Source organism: Halobacillus litoralis (assembly GCF_009856445.1).
GTDB lineage: Bacteria > Bacillota > Bacilli > Bacillales > Halobacillaceae > Halobacillus > Halobacillus litoralis.
The window spans coordinates 56,978-77,194 of the sequence record NZ_WMFA01000013.1 but is presented as its reverse complement, the minus strand read 5'-3'; the positions used below and the strand labels follow the sequence as shown (position 1 = coordinate 77,194).

Genomic DNA, 20,217 nt, shown 5'->3' with positions numbered 1-20,217 from the left:
TTGTCTCACAGGAGGGACGTTACTGATCTATTCTTTTATTCGTGCTTTAAGGTACAAAAAAAGCAGCCCGTCCTAAAAGGAACGTGCTGCTTTTATATACGCTTTAAGGGCAGGGTGCAACATCGGAACGAACCTCCGGATTTAATAATTTCTGAGAGATCGACAGGGATTACCTCAAACCCGTTTTCCTTTAATTGTGTATTAAGCCGTTCGTTTTGAGGGAGACTGATCACTTTCCGATCTCCAATGGAAAGAACGTTCGGACCCATGGTGAACTGTTCCCTCCCGGTCACTGCAATGACATTGTATCTTGCAGAGATGACTTTCAAGCTTTTATTTGTAAAGGCAGGTGGATACAGGATAACCGTAGATTCATCAATGATGTTGAAAACGCAATCCAGATGAAGGATGTCTCCTCTAAGAGGGACAGGGATTACCTTCAGGTCAGGGAGGCGAAATTGGAGCTCACGAATCGCTTTAGCAGATGTCCTTTTTGTTTCACCTACCCATACGCTGGCCCCGTCTACAACAATATCACCGCCTTCAATCGAAGAAGGAAGTCCCTCTTCTACCTCAATGTCATTTTCTCCAGCCCAGTTTCGAAGCACATTTGTTTCTTCTTTCCTGACCTTTTCACTCATAGAGCTGATAAACAGTCGGTGATGAATGGTAAACCCGATGTCTCTTGTAAACACCTGTTCATGCAGATCCGGCTGACTTGGAAGTTGTATGACTTCAACCTGATGATTTTCTAAAACCTGCACAAAATGCTTATGTTGCTGAAGAGCTGTGGTGACGTTTATGTTCTGGTTTTGGTAATGTTTTTGTGTCTCATTGATGATATCTGTAATTTTCATATAAGAAGGTTTGGCGACTACGACTTTTTTCAGCGTCGAATACTCGGTGTCACATTGTACACTGTTTTCCGAAGCGATTCCGACCATGTGAGATCCTCCTTTTATTCATATCCCCTTATTTCCCCGGAGGGTAGAGAATAAAACAAGAAAAATTCAAATGTAAAGCAACCTTTATGTAAAGGTTGCTTTACTATAAACTGGAATTAATTGGAGGCGTGATATGAAGAACCGAATAACAGAGTTTAGAAAAAAACAAAGGTTATCACAGGACAAATTGGCAGAGAAGCTACAGGTATCACGGCAGACGATTATATCGATTGAGAAGGACAGGTATTCTCCTTCACTGCCGCTTGCGTTTGAATTAGCACGTGTATTTGGTGTGCGGATTGAAGATTTATTTATTTATGAAACAGAGGAGGGGGATTGAAGATGGATTATACTCCTGGCGCATTTAAGGTGATCGGTGCTTTATTTTTACTCATGGGAGGTTTTTTGATTGTCGTAGGTACGATAGGTGGCGAATGGCCGTCTATGATCTGGACGATGGTTTCTTTAGGGGTTTTATCTTTCAGTATGAGCTACTTATACCCTCAGTTCAAACAGAAGGATGAACGCATGAAATGGATCAGGCATAAGGCTGTATTCTATTCTTTCTTCGTTATGATGGGTATTATGGCTGTCTTCCACTTTCTGTTTGCCCTGCAAGTGATCACGTTAAGCGCACTTGATTTACTTAGCGTCCTATTAGCGTTAAACATTGTAATTGTATTTCTAACAATGGTCACGTTATCAAGACGATATTGAAAAAAGGAGGGACTCCAATGGAATGGTTTTTTTCGGTTATTTTTCTTATTAGTTTTGCATTCGTTTACTTATCGATTAAAAAAGATCGTAAAAGTGACTCCTTCAACAAAAGAAAGAAATGATGAACAGATTGTTTTACTAATGGTTATTTTCTAGTTTCCATGTACCTGTCTATCACAAACAATCCTGTTTCGACATTTCCCGGGAAATGTCGTGGGAATTTTAATACATCGTTGATAGTGGGCAACATTTACATAAGAAGAGCCATCTGATGATACAGAATGATTTTTTGTACATAGGGTATGTTGTAAGGGAGCGAATCAGACAAGCGTGGCATTGGCTTTATCCCGAGTTGTCAGGTATGATTTAGTTATAATATAGAATCGGGAGTGGTAGGTTTGGCAGGTGTATGGAAACGTTGGATAAGAAACGATCGACAGCAGGAATTGTTTGATATAGCGGAGCGGATCGCAGCAGAAGCGCGCAAACATATTTCATATACGGATCGAGAAGCGTCTTTTTCCTATGAGACGCTGAAAGTCATCAAAGATGAGAAATACCCAGCGATGTCATTACCAAAGTCTGAAGGTGGAGAAGGATTATCTTTGTATGAATTCCTTCTGATGCAGGAAAAAATTGCAGAAGGTGATGGAGCTGTCGCCTTATCGATAGGTTGGCATATGGGAATTATGATGGAACTTTCCCAAGAGCAATTGTGGGACGAAAAGTCGTACGATCGTCTTGTGAGAGAAGTTGTTTCAGAGCAAAAAGTGGTGAACAGAGCCGCAACAGAACCCGCAACCGGAAGTCCGACGCGGGGAGGCATCCCGGAAACCAAAGCGGTTCGTCGTGAAAACCAGTACATTTTGAATGGAAGAAAATCGTTTACCTCCATGGCTGAGCATTTGGATTATTACATTGTATCTGCCTATGTAGAAGATAAGGATGCCGTTGGTTGGTTTTTAATTGACCGTCATCAGCCAGGGTTGTCTGTTGATAAAACCTGGGATACCCTCGGAATGAGAGGCACGGCGAGTGATGATCTTGTCATGGAGGATGTCGAGCTTCAAGAAGCCGATCTTGTTGAAATGAAAAGCGGGGGCAAACCATCGGCGAAAGGATGGTTGCTGCATATTCCTGCATGTTACCTGGGGATTGCCGTAGCTGCTCGAAACGATGCGATTGCGTTTGCCAAAGAATTTCAGCCGAATAGTCTCGATACGCCGATTTCTGAAGTGGATCACATACAGGATAAAATAGGGGAAATCGAGTGGAAGTTGCTGCAGGCCCATTCTTTCTTATATTCAGCTGCTAGAAAATGGGATGAAGAGCCAGAACAACGTGATCAGATGGGAGCAGAACTCGCTGCTGTAAAGCTGGCGGTGACAAACACGGCTAATGAAGTCGTAGACCTGGCTATGAGAATTGCCGGCGGGCGGGGGTTATCCAAAACCTATGCTTTTGAAAAATATTACCGTGATGTACGTGCGGGATTGCATAACCCACCGATGGATGATGCGGTTGTATCGATGCTCGCTAAGCAAGCCATCAAGGGAGATGACTAAAAAAACCAGAGCTGCAAAAGCTCTGGTTTTTGTCTATGATTAATCAGCAAGTAAGTCTGCAAACGCTTTGGCGTATGGAGCCAGGTCAGGCGGACGACGGGCAGACACAATATGTTCGTCCTGGACGACCGCTTCGTCGAACCACTCTGCACCGGCATTCATCATGTCATCCTTAATTCCCGGTGTGCTTGTCACTTTTCTGCCATTTAGGATATTGGCAGATATAAGCACCCAGCCTGCATGACAGATTTGACCGATTGGTTTGCGTTCATTGTCCATGTGTTGAACCATTTCAATGACTTTATCATAACGGCGGAGTTTATCTGGAGACCATCCCCCTGGAACGAGAATGCCGTCATAGTCGGCCGGATTGATGTCCTCGAATGCATAATCCGCTGTTGCCGGAACCCCGTATTTACCCGGGTGTTCTTCACCTGCTTTTTCACCGACGAGGTGGACGGTTGCTCCTTCCTCTTGGAGGCGAAGCACCGGATACCATAGTTCAAGATCTTCGAAATCTTTACTGACCAGTTGGATGATTTTCTTTCCTTCTAATCGCATATACAACCTCCTTGTCCTTTCACTTTCCCCATTTTATCAGATGGTTACACTTCTTTCGAATCTTTGGAAACGGCGAGCACCCACCAAATAAGCAAAGGTTGGAAGAGAAGACGGATCCATAAAGCCGTTTGATTTGTTTCTTCGCTCCATGGAGCAGGAATGCCGTAAATGGCAGCATAGAAGTTAGCCGGCCAGACGATGAATAAAAAAGCAGCCGTTGCAAACCCTGCCGCTCTCCGTGTTTGAGGGAAGATAAGCAGAAGAGCAAGGAGCCACTCTGTAATCCCTGTTACATATACAATGATTAATTTAAGCGGCACCCAGGAAGGAAGCATGCTGGCAAAGCCGTGGTCATACATGAAGTGGGTGATTCCTGCGTAAAACAGAGCGATAGCGAATACATAAAGTCCAATTTGGCGTGCAATTTTCATAACAACGTCCATCCTTTCTTTCAATGATCTATCTTTTTTTACATCGCTTTGGGAATAAATCTTTTTTTACTTAGAGCTTATAATATAGAAAATGTGGGGAAGTTTGAAACTTTTCCTCTCCCTCGTACGTCTATTATGACAACCCGTGCATCTATGTTCGGGTATAATAGATGGGAGGTTCCGCATAACGTAAGGGGGAATCTACCATTTTTACAAGGGGTCGAGAACATGAAAACACGTATCAGTTTATGGATGTTGATCGTCGTTTTGTTTACATCGTTAGTTTTGCCTTCAAGCGTTTCCGCTTCGACAGGCGACCAGGGCATCAATGAAAAGTTAGGTCTGCCGATTGTCGTTTATGGAGAGGCCTTATCTGACGCCCAGAAAACCGAGGTGTCTGAGCTGCTTGAAGTCAACAAGCATGACCAGGTCGATGAGTTTACGGTCAACGGTCAGGATCTTGCTAATTATATCGGGGGCAATCCCAATTCGAATATGTACTCATCTGTCAAAATCATTCACCAGGACAATGCTGAAGGTTTGAATATTGAAATTGTAACACCAGATAACATAACACAGGTAACGAAAGAAATGTACACAAACGCATTGCTGACTGCGGGGGTGGAGAATGCGGATGTGCTGGTGGCTTCCTCTGTCAAAGTCAGTGGGCACTCTGCACTTACAGGCATCTATAAAGCTTACGATGCTAAAGGTGTGAAGCTTGATGAAGACCGGATGAAAGTCGCGAGTGATGAGCTTGATATTGCAACAGATATCGCAGAAGAGGAAGGCGTCGACCGGGATGAGATCAGTAAACTTCTGACCGAAATAAAAAAACAGATTGCAGAGCAGGACCCCGCGACAAGGGAAGAAGTGGAGCAGATCGTCCAGGATCAGCTGCAGTCTCTGAACATTGAACTGAGTGAAGAAGATCGTCAACGTTTGATCGATTTATTTGAGCAGATGCGCAATTTGAATATCAACTTCGATCAAGTTCAAAACCAGTTGGAAGATCTGACGGGAAGCATCCAGGATCTTATTAACGATGATGGGTTTTGGAACAGCCTGAGGAATGCTGTACAGAACTTCTTTAAATCCTTAAGTAGCTTTATCAATTCCCTTTTCAATTAGTGATACTTTTTTAAAAGAACCTCCCACTCCTTTTCTGGAGGGGAGGTTCTTTTTAGTCAGCGATGGTTTTAGTATCTTCAACAATTTGTTCAAACGGGACTTCTGTGTTTCCTTTATATTTTTTCACGACCATTCCTTCTTCGTTAATCAGGTAAAAGGCTGTTCCATGAATGACCTGATCGTTCCCTTCCGTTTTAACTGCAGAAGTTTTGAAGCTCTCTTGAGCGAAGGTAGAAATTTCTTCTTGTGTATATTCGGTAATAAATGACCAGTTGCTATGATCCACTCCATACTTCTTGCCAAACTCTTTTAATACTTCAGGAGAATCAACTGTCGGATCTACACTGAAGGATACAATTTCAGCATCGACGCCTTCCTCTTTTAACTGCTCTTGAACTTTTACCATGTTACGTGTCATGGGCGGGCAGACCGTATTGCAGTTCGTAAAGATGAAATTCGCGAGCCAAACTTCTCCTTCCATATCATCGGTGGAAAAGCTTTCCCCTTCTTGTGTCGTTCCTTCAAAAGATTGGACTTCCCAATCCAGTGTATCCTCAAGTTCATTCGATCCGCAGGCGGCTAAGAAGATGATTGCTCCTGCGAATAAGCTAAGTAATAGAAAACGTTTCATTTGGTTTCCCCTTCCGGACATTATGATACAGGTCTAGTTTACGCCTGCATCAAAGTAAGGTCAATCGAACCTTAATATATTCGGTAAATGGACATAATTTCAGTCCCTGTGGGAATGCTAAGGTTCCATGAATATCGGATAGGGGATGAAGATCCATGCCTTATTTTACAGAAAAATCCGGAGCGCAATTATTTTATGATGATCGGGGAAATGGGGAAGCAATCGTTTTTCTTCACCCGCCTGGGATGGGGAGAAAAGTATTTAAAATGCAGCACTCCCTCGCCAGGGAGTTTCGTGTCATTTTTCCTGACCTCAGTGGGAATGGAGATTCGGAAGTGATCTCGCATGCTCCTGATGTTTCCATGTACGCAAGGGAGGTCCTACAGCTCCTTGATCATTTGAATCTGGACCAAGTGGTGGTTGTCGGCTATTCGTGCGGAGGGATGATCGCCCAGGAATTTGCACTCACCTTTCCTGAACGTACGAAAGCAGTCATTCTTGCGGGCGGTTTCCCGAAAGTAGCCACAGGGGGACTCCGGTTTGAGTTTTTAGGAGGAATGTACTGGGTGGATAAAAGCCCGGAAACACTTGCTAAATTGCTCAGCCACTCTCACTTCAAAGATGCAGATATTAAACGTGAACTGAATGAACATATGGCAAAATCCGATCCGGAATGTTGGTACACTTATTACAATCGTGCTCTTTCGTTTGATTGCAGCGGGCGGTTGGAAAGACTGACTCAACCTTTGTTGTTGGTGTATGGCAATAAAGAGTTCTGGATTAATGAACATTCTAAATACTACAGCGTTTGTCCTCATGTGAAAATGGAAGTTATTGAACATGCCTATCATCAGACTCCCGCTACCCATTATGACCGTTTCAATGACGCATTGATCCGTTTTGTACATGAAGAAATATAAAAAAGCAGAGGAGTGATTATCCTCTGCTTTTCCTATTTGTTCAAGTCGAAGGTATAGCCCAATCTATGAGCGTATACCATCTTATTCACAGTAACGGTGATTTCCTTTGCGTTCCTTAAAGCGGGAGACTGGAAGTGGATGTCTCCTCTATTATCGTGCCCCCAAATATTAGCCTCTGTCGTTTCGCCTTCATTCGTAACGACTTCTATAAATTTCTCCCGTTCTTCCTCGAGGCTATTCATCGGGGCGAGTTGAGCACCGACCAATTTTTCTTCTTGATCCGCTTCATGGGGTTCATACTTGAGTTGAAGATTCATATTGGTTCCGGAAAATGAATCGACCTGTTCAAGGATGATATCTGTATTGTGAGCTTCACCCACTTTCTCATTTAACACGACAGATTCGTTTGAATGGTCTTTAAACTGAGTCATGTCAACGGTGAATGAATAAGGTGTATCATCATGGATTTGAAGAGACCTAAGTTCAAGGCTCACGGCCTCTGTAAGTGGTTCTGATGGTGGCTGGAACCAGGCGTCATACACATTTTCTTCTTCTGTCTCGTTTAGATAAAGCCTGACAGGGTGTTCGGATTCTTCCCCCGTTTTTATTAAAGCATGTACGGACTGACCGATTTCTTTCCCTTCTGCCTTTATCTTCATTTTTACGTAGCTTGAGGCAACGCCGATATTTACGGATGTCGGTTCCACTGTGACAAGGTCATCAGTGTACACCTCGTCTGTTGTATAACTTTGGAGCACATGTCCATCCTTGTCATGGAAATAACGCACGGGCATTCCTTTCGTTTCAATTGTACGGTGATTGATCCGCAGACTGAAGGAAGTTAAAAATTCTTTATCATAATCCTTTATATTATGGGGATCAAAATTGTACCCCCATTTCTCCGTGATGGGAGGAAGCTGGATGAGCCCGTAAACTCTGTTTTCAAACACAACCGTATCCCTGGGGTGGAGGGGTTGTGAATGCTGCTGGAACGATTGTTGATCGTTCCCATTCATGGACTCGATGTTTATACCTTCTACAGATGGCGGTTGGACGAGGTACTTGGTTTCTTCATCATCGCTATCTTTTCTGGTTAATGCAGAAAGGTCGATGCTGTACAATACATGGATGGTCGGGCCGCTGTGCCAGACCTCATTGATCTGCATGCGCCCATCTTTATCAGGAATTGGAGTAGACTCCTGGGGGCGGACCGTTAATCCCCTTTCGCGTGCTAAGGACAACCCGTGAATACGATCTTCATAAAAATCATTGACTTGTTCATATGTATCGACTTCACGCCACTGAAGAGGGAATTCTTCAAGATCCACAGCTTTCGCTTTTCTCATCGGTGATGAATCTGTTTTTAGAGCTAACTTATCTTCACTGCTGTCCGTAAAGAAATAGGCCCCTATGGCTAAAACAATCATAGAAACCGTGATTAAGATCCACTTGCTCTTATTGGTGCCTTTCTTCATATGTAAATAACCCTTTCTTTTGGTTTGTTTCTTAATTCTATCCTTAAATCTCTGTCTTTTTTCGCATAAGCTCCCGATTGTTGAAGGCTCAATTTAGAGATGTTTCTGGGTTCGTTGCCTGGGTTGAGCGTCGGGGGTGGCTGGGAAGCAACTCGCTTTCCTGTGGGGGAGTGGCGAGCTTCCTCGGGCTACGCCCTGTGGGATCTCGCCTATCTCTTTCCTCCCACGGGAGTCTCGCAGCTTCCCAACCACCCCATCTCATGTAAGGTGAAACGAACCCCTGTACGGAGAATTAGAGCTCCTGCTCTTCCTCTCCTAAGAAGGCATAAAGCCATTTCTATCATGCTTTTAAGGTCTGAATACTCACGCGGGGAGTTAATATTATCCACTTACCATAATTTCATACAGCTGATTTTTCAAGAAGTGGTTTCGAGAATCTTCCTTGGTTAAAGGGCGGAGGGGATTGGCGAGACTCCTGCGGGAAAAAAGTGCTTGGTGAGACCCGGCAAGGCGTCAGCCTGAGGAGGCTCATCGCGCTCCCGCGGAAAGCGAGTGATTCCCCGCAGCCCCATCCACTCAACAAAAGTCTCGAAACTGATTCTTTAATAAACCTGCCATATCCTTTAATAACGTATCTATAATCACAGCATTCTGGAGATTTTTGTGAAAAATATAGGCGTTCCACTCATATGATAACAGAATTTTCGGTCATTACGGGTTGATGGAACAAAAAAAGTGATCTCGTTAACGAGATCACTTTTTTAATCTTCATCATCGGAATAATGATGATAGAGAGCTTCGCTTTCAGAATGGACCTCTGTATCATCCGTTTGATGGGAAAAAGATTGGTTGTAGCTCAATTTACGATTGAACACTTGCGCCATTTCATTTGACTGCTCAACAGTCCCTCGTCTTTGTTTCTTCTGCTTCATAGATACTTCCTCCTTTTTAGGTAGTTTTCCTCGCGAAAAAAGGATTAAACTTTAGTTCTAATTTTCCGATATTTAGGAAGAGGGGAATAAATTTTTTGGAGTAGGTGAACGGAATGGCTCGGATAATAGATCATCCCTGGGATACACTTAAGCAGCTTTCCATCCCTATATGGTTCTTTGATATTGAAAAAGAAAACATCTATGTGAGTGAAAGATTGAAAGATCAATGGAACCTGGATTCAACCGTGTTGAACAAGCAGGGTTTAATGCGGTTCATACATAAGGATGATGTAGCCCATCTAGACCATCATGCGATGACGAAGAATCGTCATTTTTTTTATATGAATTATCGTTTGTTGAATAATGGGACCTACGAATGGATGAAGGACATTGTCACGCCTTTTTTTGATGAGAATGGATCCATCATTGGATATACAGGTACAGGGGCCCCTGATTCTGCTTATATTGAAGAATTGGACCGGATAAAAAAAGCGGTAGTAGAGATCGGTGATGCATTCCTTTCCTACAATGGACAAGACTTTTTTGATTTTCTCGTGGAGTATTTATCCTCTGTTCTTGGAGTGGAAACCGTGCTGGTTGGAGAATTGACAGGAGAAGCTAAAAGTGAAGTGACAGCTATTTCCTTATCTCACAAAGGAGAGATTAGTTCCGGGCTTCATTATTCGGTAAAAGATACACCTTTTGAGCAAATTATGAGGACTCATGAATGTTATTATCCTAAAGATGTAGGGAGACTGTTCCCAGGAGATATCCTGATTAGAGATTACGGAGTGAAGAGTTATCTTGGCAAAGCGCTGCTTAACTCAGATGGAGATGTGATCGGGATCCTTGCGATCATGGATAATCAGACACAAACCAGCGGTCCATTGAGTAAGGCTCTTTTTCAAATTTTTGCCGATCGGACAGCGAATGAACTATCCCGAATGCAGGCGGAGAAAAAGCTTGAGATGTTGTCTCAGTACGACCCTTTGACTGGACTCATAACGCGCACTTATCTGTCAGGGATTCTTGGAGATGAAATTCAATCCAAGAATGAAAAGGAGAACAACATGGCTCTCTTACTCATCGACATTGACAATTTTAAAATGATCAATGACTCATGGGGGCATGCCAAAGGCGATGAGCTGCTTCGTCAGTTCTCCCGTTATTTGAGGCAGACATTCGCTCAGCATGATGCAGTGATTTCGCGAATCAGCAGTGATGAATTTGTTGTCCTTCTCAAACATGTACAGACCCTCGAAGAGCTAGAGGAAATCAGTGACCACGTTATCCATTCGATGAGACGCCCCTTTCTTATTGGAGAAAAAGAATTCTACAATACGGTGAGTATCGGTGTCACGTTCACCAAGTCCCGTATCCGAGGTCATTACAGTGGAGAAACGCTATTACGCCATGCAGATGCCGCGATGCACAAAGCAAAGAGAAATGGGAAAAACCGCTATGCGGTTTATGAAGAAAAGATGAGTGAGCAGATGAGAGAAGAGCTCCATTTGAAGCAGTCCCTTCATCATGCTCTTGATAAAAGTCAGTTTGAGCTTCATTATCAACCGCAAGTGTGCGGGAGAACGTCGAGGGTGATCGGCTATGAATCACTCATCCGCTGGAACCACCCGGATTACGGGTTGTTATCTCCTCATTATTTCATCAGCCTGGCTGAAGAATCAGGGATGATTATAGAAATCGGGGAATGGGTGTTGCAAGAAGCTTGTCTACAAACAAGGAGATGGCAGGTCGAAGATCGAAGGCCGGACTTGAAAATATCGGTGAATTTGTCTGCCCAGCAATTTAAAGACCTGAACCTCCCAGGAAAAGTGCTCCATGCTCTTAATGTCTCCGGGCTTCCACCTCAAAGTCTGATTCTAGAAATTACAGAAACCATGGTCCTTCAAGATTTTGATAGAAGCATAGACACGTTAAACGGGTTGAGGGAAAAAGGAATTCAAGTCCATTTGGATGACTTCGGTGTCGGGTTTTCTTCCCTTAGTTACTTGAATCGGCTGCCAGTGGATGCGATTAAAATCGATCGGTCGTTCATCAATCAAATCAGTGAACGGGGGAAAGACGTGCCAATCGTCAATGCTATCATCAGTATGGCGAAAAGTCTGGGGCTGCAAGTCATTGCTGAAGGTGTGGAAACGAGGGAGCATATTTCATACTTAAAACAAAAAGGCTGCTATGAATACCAAGGCTATTACTTCAGTAAACCTGTACCGGCAAGTCTTGTAAATAACTAAAAAGGACAAGGATGTCCTTTATGTACTTGCCTCCTGTCTTTTTGTTATTCTTTGGTGGAGTCACCTGCTTTCTTTTCGTAAGGAAGGAAAAGGGAAAATATTAGAGTTGAAGTGATTGCCACCATTATCATTCTTGAGATTCTGACCCTTTAAGGGGTTCCTTGAGGGTATTAATATCAAAAATATTTCCTTAGGAATGCCTCACGCTCAGAGTGTCAAGCTCTGAGCTATTTTCTTTCTGAGAGGTTGAGGGAGAATGTGCTGTAGGCTGGCAGATGGGAGGAGATACGTATGGCAGAAATGTTGACGATTTTTGATAAAAGCGGACGTCCGTATGGAATAAAAGAGAGGGAAAAAGTACATAAGGACGGCGATTGGCATGAAACCTTCCATTGCTGGATGGTCCACAAGGAAGGTGAAACGATCCATTTATTGCTTCAACAAAGAGCAGATCACAAAAAGGACTTCCCGGGCTTGTTTGATATTACTGCTGCTGGGCATATAGAAGCGGGAGAGGACGTGCTGATGGCGGGTGTCCGGGAAATCGAGGAGGAAGTCGGTTTGACAGTAGTACCTGGGGATTTAGTTCACCAAGGAGATTTCAAGGAGGAGCTGAAGGAAGGTGGGCTCATAGACCGGGAGATTTGCCGCATTTACCTCTTCCCTTGGACAAATGACAGGACCTTTACCATTGGAGAAGAGGTGCAGGACATCGTTTCCGTTCCACTGGACGATTTGGAAGGTTTGAAGGATACACGCCAAATCGTGAAGGCGGTCTCTATTCTTAGTGGTGAGGAAAAAGAAGTGACGCGTAAGAATCTTGTCCCACATGAAAAAGGGTATGAACGGTACACCTTTCATGCGATCAGGGAATATGTCGCAAAACTTTGACAATATTCAAGCTTATTCTATATAATTTCTGATTAAGTGATAGAGAGAGGAGACGAACGATGACGAATACATCATTTGATACGAGGATCGTACACCATAAAGCGGATCAACGTCTTGTCCCGAACAGCAAAAGTACCCCGATTTACCAGACGTCCGCCTTTACTTTCAAAGACTTGGATCATTTGGAAAGTTATTATGAGGGAGACAGCCCTTATCTATATACAAGAGAGAGGAACCCTAATACAGATGAACTGGCAGGAACCATTGCGGAACTGGAAGAAGCACCAGCTGGAGTGGCATCTTCCTCTGGAATGTCAGCTATTCTTGCCGGCATTCTCGCGGTGGCCAAACCTGGGGATCATATCGTTGCAGCAGAAGATGTTTATGGGGGATCACACAAGTTGATCACCAAAGAACTTCCTGCGTTCGGCATTGATGTAACGATGGTTTCTTTTTCAAATTTAGACGACGTTTCAGAAGCGATGACGGATCAAACGAATCTTCTCTATACGGAATCGATTTCCAATCCTTTTTTGCGTGTGGAAGATTTAGAAGGCTTAGTCAACCTGGCTCGTCAAAAGAATGTGAAAACGATGGTTGATAATACGTTCGCCACCCCGTACTTATTACAGCCTTACACGGATGGCGTCGATCTTGTCGTCCATAGTGGGACGAAGTATATTGGTGGTCATAGTGATGTGACATGTGGAGTGCTGGTCGGGAATGAGGATTTGATTCAGGCCGCGACCCAGAAGATTGTCACATTTGGTGCGAATCTAAGCCCGTTCGAAGCATGGCTTACACAACGCGGAGCCAAAACTTTAGGTCTTAGAATGAAGAAGCAATCATACAATGCAAAACAGGTAGCAACCGCCCTGAATGACTATGGCGCGGTCCGGACCGTCTATTATCCTGATAAGGTATCGGAAAAAGGAAACGGAGCCATTGTGACCATCGAACTTAATGATTCGATTGACATAGAGGCGTTCTTCCGTTCACTTGGATGGGTGAAGATTGCTCCTACGCTGGCGGGAGTAGAAACGACGGTTTCTTATCCTGTCCGTACATCTCACCGTGCGTTATCGAACGCTGAGCGCGAGAAAATCGGCATCAATGATTATGTGATTCGTCTTTCCATCGGAATTGAAGATCATGAAGATATTATCGATCAGCTGAAAAGAGCAATAGAAGCTTCAGAAAATTAATTTTTAAAAAAGATTGACTTTTCTGATTCTTATCCGTTATAATTCACAACATAATCAATCAACTGCATACATCTCTTATCAAGAGAGGCTGAGGGAATAGGCCCTGTGAAGCCCGGCAACCTTCAAACAACGGTTTGAAAAGGTGCCAAGTCCTACAGATCAGATTGATCTGGCAGATAAGAGGAGGAACCGAAATGACAAACCCTCTTCTTATTTGGAAGAGGGTTTTTTGCTGTTCGGAAAGAGATCAAGGACCTTTATGCACGCTTAAAACCAACTATTTTTATAAGAATAGGAAACTTATTTGGGGAGGAAACCATCATGACAAATTCATTTGAAAGCTATGATGTAGATACGATTTCTTTACACGGAGGACAATCACCAGATCCAACGACGGGATCTCGGGCGGTGCCGATTTATCAAACGACTTCTTATGTCTTCCATGACACAGAACATGCGCAGAGCCTATTTGCCCTTGATGAGCCTGGAAACATCTATTCCCGGATCGGAAACCCGACTGTTGATGTTTTCGAAAAAAGGATGGCCCTCTTGGAAGGTGGGGTCGCTTCTGTTGCGACAGCTTCCGGGATGTCCGCCATTGCTTTATCCATTCTGAATATCGCAGGATCTGGAGATGAAGTGGTTGCAGCGGCAAACCTGTATGGCGGCACCTATAATTTATTCGCTAACACTTTACCGCGATATGGCATTAAAGTTCACTTTGTTGATCCGGAGGAACCGGAAAATTTCCGCAAAGCGATTACAGAGCGAACGAAAGCGGTCTTCGCTGAAACCATTGGTAATCCAAGTCTTCATGTGCTGGATATTGAAAAGGTAGCGGCTGTCGCTCATGATCATGGCCTTCCGCTTTTGATTGATAATACATTCGCCACCCCTTATACATGCCGGCCTATTGAATACGGGGCCGATATTGTCATCCATTCCGCAACGAAATGGATCGGCGGCCACGGAACGGCCATTGGAGGAGTTGTCGTAGACGGGGGACAGTTCGATTGGGGTAACGGTAAGTATCCCGTTTTCACAGAGCCTGATGATAGTTATAACGGAATCGTCTATACCGCCGATTTCGGAACGCTTGCTTATATCACGAAATTGCGTGTCCAGCTGCTTCGTGACTTTGGTTCTTGTTTGAGTCCTCAGAATGCCTTCTTGTTATTGCAAGGTTTGGAGACACTGCATTTGCGTGTCGCCCGGCATGGAGACAATGCTCAGGAAATCGCAGAATACTTACAAGGTCATCCCGATGTGGAATGGGTGTCGTATCCAGGCCTGCCCTCGCATCCGGCTCATGAGTTAGCCACTCGATATCTTGAAGGAGGATATGGTTCTATCGTTAACTTTGGCATTAAAGGCGGCCGGGAAGCCGGGAGACAAGTGATCAACAACATTTCACTCTGGTCACATGTAGCAAACGTCGGCGATGCGAAATCGTTGATTATCCATCCCGCTTCCACGACTCATCAACAGTTATCCGTCGAAGATCTAGCTGCAAGTGGAGTGACAGAGGAATTGATCCGCTTATCCATAGGGCTTGAATCGAGCAAAGATTTGATCAACGATCTTGATCGTGCCATTGCTAAAGCGACCGGAAGGGAAACGGAACAAACGGCGATTACTGAAAATGATGAAGGTGTCATCAAATGGGCCTTGAGCTCCTCCAAAACCCAGGAAGATGGAGAAACGCGTCCCAAACGTTTAGCGGTTGTCGGATTGAGCGGAAAGCCTTCACGTCCGAGTCATCGCCTAGCTAGAAAAATGCAGAGGATGGGATACCAAATCGTGCCTGTAAATCCACGGGAAACAGAAGTCCTTGGTGAGAAAGCCTATCCTGATCTGAGATCGATTCCATTTAAAGTTGATGTTGTTCAAGTGTTTCGCAGTCCGGAAGCAGCCATTGAAATTGCTAAGGAAGCGGCAGATATCAGGCCGGATGTCTTTTGGCTACAGGAAGGGGTCATCTCACCGAAGGCGGCCCAGATTGCAAGTGAAGCAGGACTTGAAGTCGTTCATAACCGGTGCACGTATAAAGAGGCCCAGCGTTTACGGGGAACCATTGATACGTATGCCTGTGAAATCTAAAAAAATAATCATAGAGGAGCGTGTAAGATGGGATTTAAGAAAACATTCATGACGATAGGATTACTTGCAGCCGTGGGTTTGGTCGGGTGTTCCGGAGATGCGGAAGGGGAGAGTAGCTCACCAGACAAAGTGACGCTCGACTATGCGTATTACTCCCCCACGAGTCTTGTATTGAAAGAGCAGGGATTCGCCGAAGAAGTCTTTGAAAGTGAAGGGATCGAAGTGGAATGGGTCCTCAGTCAGGGAAGTAACAAAGCTCTTGAATTCCTGAATTCCAGCAGTGTTGACTTCGGTTCGACTGCCGGTGCAGCAGCTCTCATGGCAAAAGCGAACAATGCTCCTGTCGAATCCATTTATCTATATTCCAAGCCAGAATGGACGGCACTCGTTACGAACCCTGATTCCGGAATATCTTCTGTGGAAGATTTGAAAGGGAAGAAGGTGGCGGCGACGCTCGGAACGGACCCTTACATTTTCTTAGTCCGCGCATTGAAGGATCACGGGCTTTCTACGGATGACATTGAGCTTGTGAACCTGCAGCACCCTGAAGGAGCAACGGCACTGGCTAATGGAAATGTTGATGCATGGGCAGGACTCGACCCTCATATGGCCCGGAATGAATTGGAGGGCGGCGCTGAACTTTTCTACCGGAAGCCGGAGTTCAATACTTACGGAACATTAAACGTGCGCTCGGATTATGCCAAGGAGCATCCCGAAGTCGTTAAACAAGTCATTGAAGCTTATGAAAAAGCAAGAAAGTGGACGGTTGAAAATCCAGACAAAGCAGCAAAAATCCTTGCTGAAGAAGCGGGATTGGATTTGGAAGTCGCGAAGAAGAGTCTGGAAAGGAATGATTTATCGAATCCTGTACCAGGAGACGCGTTGACAGAAACCGTTCTTGGAGCAGGCCATGTGCTACAGGAAGAAGAAGTCATCAAGTCAGATGTGGATATTGAAAAAATCACTGAGGAACTCATTAATCCAACCTACGCCGAAGAAGTGATTGAATAAAAGGAGGGAGCGCGTTTTATGTCCAGTCGAACAGAAACGACCGTCCGTCCGGTTTCCAGGGTGAAGAATACGCGTTTTCTAATGAAAAGAAACATCTACGGTTCATGGCTGGGCCTGATCCTTCCCGTTTCCCTTATTCTTTTGTGGGAATATGCTTCAAGGGCAGGATGGGTGGCCCCGCATTTGCTCCCCTCTCCAACGACCGTGGTCGAGGAAATGGCGGCCATGGCTCAGGGAGGAGAGCTTTTAGGGCATATCATCATCACTCTTTATCGTGTTTTTTCTGGATTCATCGCAGGGGCTTTGGCAGCAGTGCTTCTCGGAGCAGCGACGGGTTATGTGAAAGTGATACATCAGTTGCTTGATCCGATGTTGCAGGCACTCAGGGCCATCCCGTCCCTGGCCTGGGTTCCGTTATTCGTTTTGTGGATCGGCATTGGAGAAGCTTCCAAAATCACCCTCGTGGCTGTAGGTGTTTTCTTTCCCGTGTATTTGAATCTGACTGCTGGTATCCAGGGGATTGATCGTAAGTTGATTGAAGTAGGTAGGATTTATAATTTCACGAGTTTTCAGCAAATCAAAAAAATCATTCTGCCAGCTGCCCTGCCTTCTTTTATTATCGGTTTAAGAAGCGGGCTGAGTCTCGGGTGGATGTTCGTGGTCGCGGCTGAACTGCTTGGCGCAAGCCAGGGTCTTGGTTATTTAATGGTGTACGGACAGAACACATCCGCCCCCTCTCTCGTAATTGGGAGCATCATTCTGTTTGCCATCTTCGGAAAAATCACCGATGAAATATTGAAGAGAATTCAGTCGAAGACCCTGAAATGGCAGGACAACTTGGAGAATGCGTCATAAAGGAGGGTGTCTATGTTAGCCGTTGATCATGTATCGCGTGTATTCCAAAACGGAAAAGCGGGATTCAAAAATATTCATCTGCAGTTACAGAGAGGAGAGGTTGTGGGTGTCCTCGGAACGAGCGGTTGTGGCAAAAGTACCCTGCTGCGTGTCCTCTCGGGACTGGATCCACAATATGAAGGGAGCATTCGTACAGAAGCGGAACGTCCGGAAGAAGCTTTCGGGATGATGTTCCAGGAACCAAGGCTTATGCCTTGGTTAACCGTGTTAGATAATGTGACGTTCGGTTTTTCTAAGAAGGAAAAAAGATCACAGGCCTTGGAATTGATTGAAACCGTAGGGCTGCAAGGGTTTGAGAAACATTTCCCTAAAGACCTTTCAGGTGGTATGGCTCAACGCACGGCGATTGCCAGATCTTTGCTCAGTCAACCGGATATCCTGCTTCTCGACGAGCCGTTCAGTGCCCTTGATGCCTTTACAAAAATGCAGCTGCAAGACTTACTTTTGTCAATATGGGAAAAGCGCCAAACGACCACCCTGCTCGTCACTCACGACATAGATGAGGCCCTCTACTTATGTGACCGAATTGTAATCATGCGTGGGCAGCCGGGGCAGATCGAGTCTGAAATATTCATCAACCGGCCGAAACCTCGTAAAAGAGGAGATGCGCATCTTGGGGAGTTGAAAGAAGAAGTATTGAAAGAATTGGATTTCACAAAATCATAAGGAGGATCAAGGATCATGGAAGCAGCGATCATTCCACCACAATCAGCAGGTTATAACATTGAGACAGAGTGGGTTGAAGGTGAGCCTTTTGACTGGAACACTGTAAACGCACGTTTCACATGGAATACCACAGGTAAAGTAAATATGGCTTATGAATGTATTGATAGACACGTGGATGAAGGGAACGGGGAACGGATCGCGTTACATTACCTTTCAGAAGAAGAGGAATTCACCTACACCTTCTCTGAGCTCAAAAGGGAAGTGAATCGGTGGGCCAATGTCCTCCTTCGTTATGGTGTGAAAAAAGGGGATTTCGTTTTCGTCTTTTTACCGAAGCATCCATATTGTCATATCGCTATGTTTGCAGCCATCAAGATCGGTGCGGTGGTCGGTCCATTATTTGAAGCTTTTATGGAAGAGGCAGTTAAGGACCGTATCAATGATTGTGAAGGGAAATATTTAATTACAGAGGATTCCTTCCTGGATCGTGTAAACAGGGAAGAGATGCCGAGTCTGTCAACGGTATTTACTATAGATAAAACAGATGGAGCAATTCCCTCTATTACAAGCGAAGCGGAGAAAGCCAGCACCGAACTGGATACGGTGTGGGTGGACCTGGAGGACGGACTCAACATTCATTACACAAGTGGATCGACCGGCAAACCAAAAGGAATCATCCATGCTCATCGAAATATGATTCAACAGTTTCAGACGGGGCGTTGGGTTTTGGACCTGAAAGAAGAGGATGTGTACTGGTGTACGGCACACCCTGGATGGGTGACGGGTACGGTCTATGGAGTCTTTGCTCCTTTGTTGAATGGGGTAACTACCGTCATCCATGGCGGACGTTTTTCAGCAAAGGCATGGTATGAAGTTTTGGAGAAAGCGAAAGTTTCTGTATGGTACAGTGCTCCCACTGCCTTCCGAATGCTGAAAGGACAGTCGGAAGGCATACATGCCCACTATGATCTCTCTTCTTTACGTCACATTCTAAGTGTCGGAGAACCACTCAACCCGGAAGTCATTCACTGGGCCTATCAAACGTGGGGGTTGAGAATTCATGATACGTGGTGGATGACAGAGACAGGAGCTCAGTTGATTGCCAACCTTCCTACACGACCGATCAAACCCGGGTCCATGGGGAAACCGATCCCTGGTATAGAGGTTGAGATCCTTGATGAAGAAGGACAGCCCCTTCCCCCGCAGGAGACGGGACATCTGGCTATTCGTTCTACCTGGCCATCCATCATGAAAGAAGTGTGGAAGAACCCGGACAAATTCGCTTCCTACTTTCCATTTGGTGAAGACTGGTATTTGGCCGGCGATCTAGCTTACGTGGACGAGGAAGGCTACGTTTTCTTTCAGGGAAGAAGTGACGATATGATCAATTCTTCTGGAGAGCGTATTGGTCCTTTTGAAGTGGAGAGTAAATTGCTGGAACACCCGGCTGTACGGGAGTCGGGTGTGATCGGGAAGCCTGATCCACTCCGGGGGGAAATTGTGAAAGCGTTCATTGTTGTTCGTGATGGTTACAAGGACCGTGATGGGTTAATGGAAGATCTCAGGCGTTTTGTGAAAACGGAGCTCGCGGGACATTGCGCTCCAAGAGAAATTGAATTTATCGATGAGCTTCCAAAAACTCAGATCAGCGGAAAAGTTTTGCGGAGGGAATTAAAGAAGCGTGATAAAGTGAATTCTTGATAAAGAACGGCTGTCACACAGACGGCCGTTTTTTTATGCAGACGGATAAAATTATATGCACGGAAAGAGGGGGATTCATGAATATGTTATAAATTCTAAACATTCTCATAATCTAGAAAGAACGAAGGATCCCGCGGTTTCATTGACCATTTAAAGTTATGCAGCA

At 44.8% G+C, this 20,217-nt stretch carries 19 protein-coding genes and 1 riboswitch; of the genes, 13 read left to right on the top strand and 6 right to left on the bottom strand.

Annotated elements, in window-relative coordinates; genetic code table 11:
* Positions 1-92 precede the first annotated feature (92 nt).
* Positions 93-944, bottom strand: a complete 852-nt coding sequence (locus GLW00_RS18715) for a dimethylarginine dimethylaminohydrolase family protein (protein ID WP_160916664.1) — start codon at positions 942-944, stop codon at positions 93-95.
* Positions 945-1,077: 133 nt separating this feature from the next.
* On the opposite strand from GLW00_RS18715, the gene GLW00_RS18710 reads away from it, so the two are divergent.
* The 3 genes from GLW00_RS18710 to GLW00_RS18700 all read left to right on the top strand — a co-directional run bounded on the left by GLW00_RS18710 (position 1,078) and on the right by GLW00_RS18700 (position 3,226).
* The gene (locus tag GLW00_RS18710) at positions 1,078-1,284 is read left to right on the top strand and encodes a helix-turn-helix transcriptional regulator (RefSeq protein ID WP_160916662.1); all 207 of its coding nucleotides are present in this window, start codon (positions 1,078-1,080) and stop codon (positions 1,282-1,284) included.
* A 2-nt stretch (positions 1,285-1,286) separates the two neighbouring features.
* Entirely contained in the window at positions 1,287-1,661 is a 375-nt protein-coding gene (locus GLW00_RS18705; protein WP_160916660.1) for a permease, read from the top strand.
* 398 nt (positions 1,662-2,059) lie between these two features.
* Positions 2,060-3,226 carry an acyl-CoA dehydrogenase family protein gene (locus GLW00_RS18700; RefSeq protein WP_160916659.1) on the top strand — a complete coding sequence of 389 codons (1,167 nt, stop codon included), beginning with the start codon at positions 2,060-2,062 and terminating at the stop codon, positions 3,224-3,226.
* 39 nt (positions 3,227-3,265) lie between these two features.
* Here GLW00_RS18700 and GLW00_RS18695 read toward each other — a convergent pair whose 3' ends face one another.
* Together GLW00_RS18695 and GLW00_RS18690 are read right to left on the bottom strand one after the other, a co-directional pair.
* Complete coding sequence (locus GLW00_RS18695; RefSeq protein ID WP_160916657.1) at positions 3,266-3,787, bottom strand: type 1 glutamine amidotransferase domain-containing protein; 522 nt, start codon at positions 3,785-3,787, stop codon at positions 3,266-3,268.
* A gap of 44 nt (positions 3,788-3,831) precedes the next feature.
* Positions 3,832-4,218 (bottom strand): DoxX family protein, encoded by a 387-nt coding sequence (locus GLW00_RS18690; RefSeq protein WP_160916655.1) that lies wholly within the window; start codon positions 4,216-4,218, stop codon positions 3,832-3,834.
* Positions 4,219-4,446: 228 nt separating this feature from the next.
* On the opposite strand from GLW00_RS18690, the gene GLW00_RS18685 reads away from it, so the two are divergent.
* Positions 4,447-5,349: a DUF1002 domain-containing protein gene (locus tag GLW00_RS18685; RefSeq protein ID WP_160916653.1), complete on the top strand. Its 903-nt coding sequence runs from the start codon at positions 4,447-4,449 to the stop codon at positions 5,347-5,349.
* Between the two features lie 52 nt (positions 5,350-5,401).
* Here GLW00_RS18685 and GLW00_RS18680 read toward each other — a convergent pair whose 3' ends face one another.
* Entirely contained in the window at positions 5,402-5,980 is a 579-nt protein-coding gene (locus GLW00_RS18680; RefSeq protein ID WP_160916651.1) for an SCO family protein, read from the bottom strand.
* Between the two features lie 155 nt (positions 5,981-6,135).
* On the opposite strand from GLW00_RS18680, the gene GLW00_RS18675 reads away from it, so the two are divergent.
* Entirely contained in the window at positions 6,136-6,900 is a 765-nt protein-coding gene (locus GLW00_RS18675; RefSeq protein WP_160916649.1) for an alpha/beta fold hydrolase, read from the top strand.
* A gap of 32 nt (positions 6,901-6,932) precedes the next feature.
* Here the strand turns inward: GLW00_RS18675 and GLW00_RS18670 are convergent, their stop codons facing one another.
* Complete coding sequence (locus GLW00_RS18670; RefSeq protein WP_160916647.1) at positions 6,933-8,375, bottom strand: hypothetical protein; 1,443 nt, start codon at positions 8,373-8,375, stop codon at positions 6,933-6,935.
* A gap of 761 nt (positions 8,376-9,136) precedes the next feature.
* The gene (locus GLW00_RS18665; protein ID WP_160916631.1) at positions 9,137-9,307 is read right to left on the bottom strand and encodes a hypothetical protein; all 171 of its coding nucleotides are present in this window, start codon (positions 9,305-9,307) and stop codon (positions 9,137-9,139) included.
* Positions 9,308-9,420: 113 nt separating this feature from the next.
* Here GLW00_RS18665 and GLW00_RS18660 point away from each other — a divergent pair, with 113 nt between their 5' ends.
* The 8 genes from GLW00_RS18660 (at position 9,421) to acsA (ending at position 20,051) form a co-directional block, all read left to right on the top strand.
* Positions 9,421-11,562 carry a GGDEF domain-containing phosphodiesterase gene (locus GLW00_RS18660; RefSeq protein WP_160916629.1) on the top strand — a complete coding sequence of 714 codons (2,142 nt, stop codon included), beginning with the start codon at positions 9,421-9,423 and terminating at the stop codon, positions 11,560-11,562.
* 291 nt (positions 11,563-11,853) lie between these two features.
* The gene (locus GLW00_RS18655; RefSeq protein WP_160916627.1) at positions 11,854-12,453 is read left to right on the top strand and encodes an NUDIX hydrolase; all 600 of its coding nucleotides are present in this window, start codon (positions 11,854-11,856) and stop codon (positions 12,451-12,453) included.
* Positions 12,454-12,512: 59 nt separating this feature from the next.
* Positions 12,513-13,658, top strand: a complete 1,146-nt coding sequence (locus tag GLW00_RS18650; protein ID WP_160916625.1) for a trans-sulfuration enzyme family protein — start codon at positions 12,513-12,515, stop codon at positions 13,656-13,658.
* A gap of 72 nt (positions 13,659-13,730) precedes the next feature.
* Positions 13,731-13,841: riboswitch (SAM riboswitch) on the top strand.
* Positions 13,842-13,979: 138 nt separating this feature from the next.
* Positions 13,980-15,758 carry a PLP-dependent aspartate aminotransferase family protein gene (locus GLW00_RS18645; RefSeq protein WP_160916623.1) on the top strand — a complete coding sequence of 593 codons (1,779 nt, stop codon included), beginning with the start codon at positions 13,980-13,982 and terminating at the stop codon, positions 15,756-15,758.
* 27 nt (positions 15,759-15,785) lie between these two features.
* Complete coding sequence (locus GLW00_RS18640; protein ID WP_160916621.1) at positions 15,786-16,769, top strand: aliphatic sulfonate ABC transporter substrate-binding protein; 984 nt, start codon at positions 15,786-15,788, stop codon at positions 16,767-16,769.
* Positions 16,770-16,787: 18 nt separating this feature from the next.
* Positions 16,788-17,624 carry an ABC transporter permease gene (locus tag GLW00_RS18635; protein WP_202412572.1) on the top strand — a complete coding sequence of 279 codons (837 nt, stop codon included), beginning with the start codon at positions 16,788-16,790 and terminating at the stop codon, positions 17,622-17,624.
* A gap of 12 nt (positions 17,625-17,636) precedes the next feature.
* Entirely contained in the window at positions 17,637-18,350 is a 714-nt protein-coding gene (locus tag GLW00_RS18630) for an ABC transporter ATP-binding protein (RefSeq protein ID WP_160916619.1), read from the top strand.
* A gap of 15 nt (positions 18,351-18,365) precedes the next feature.
* On the top strand, positions 18,366-20,051 hold the full coding sequence (acsA, locus tag GLW00_RS18625) for an acetate--CoA ligase (protein ID WP_160916618.1): 1,686 nt from the start codon (positions 18,366-18,368) through the stop codon (positions 20,049-20,051).
* The last annotated feature ends 166 nt before the right edge of the window (positions 20,052-20,217 follow it).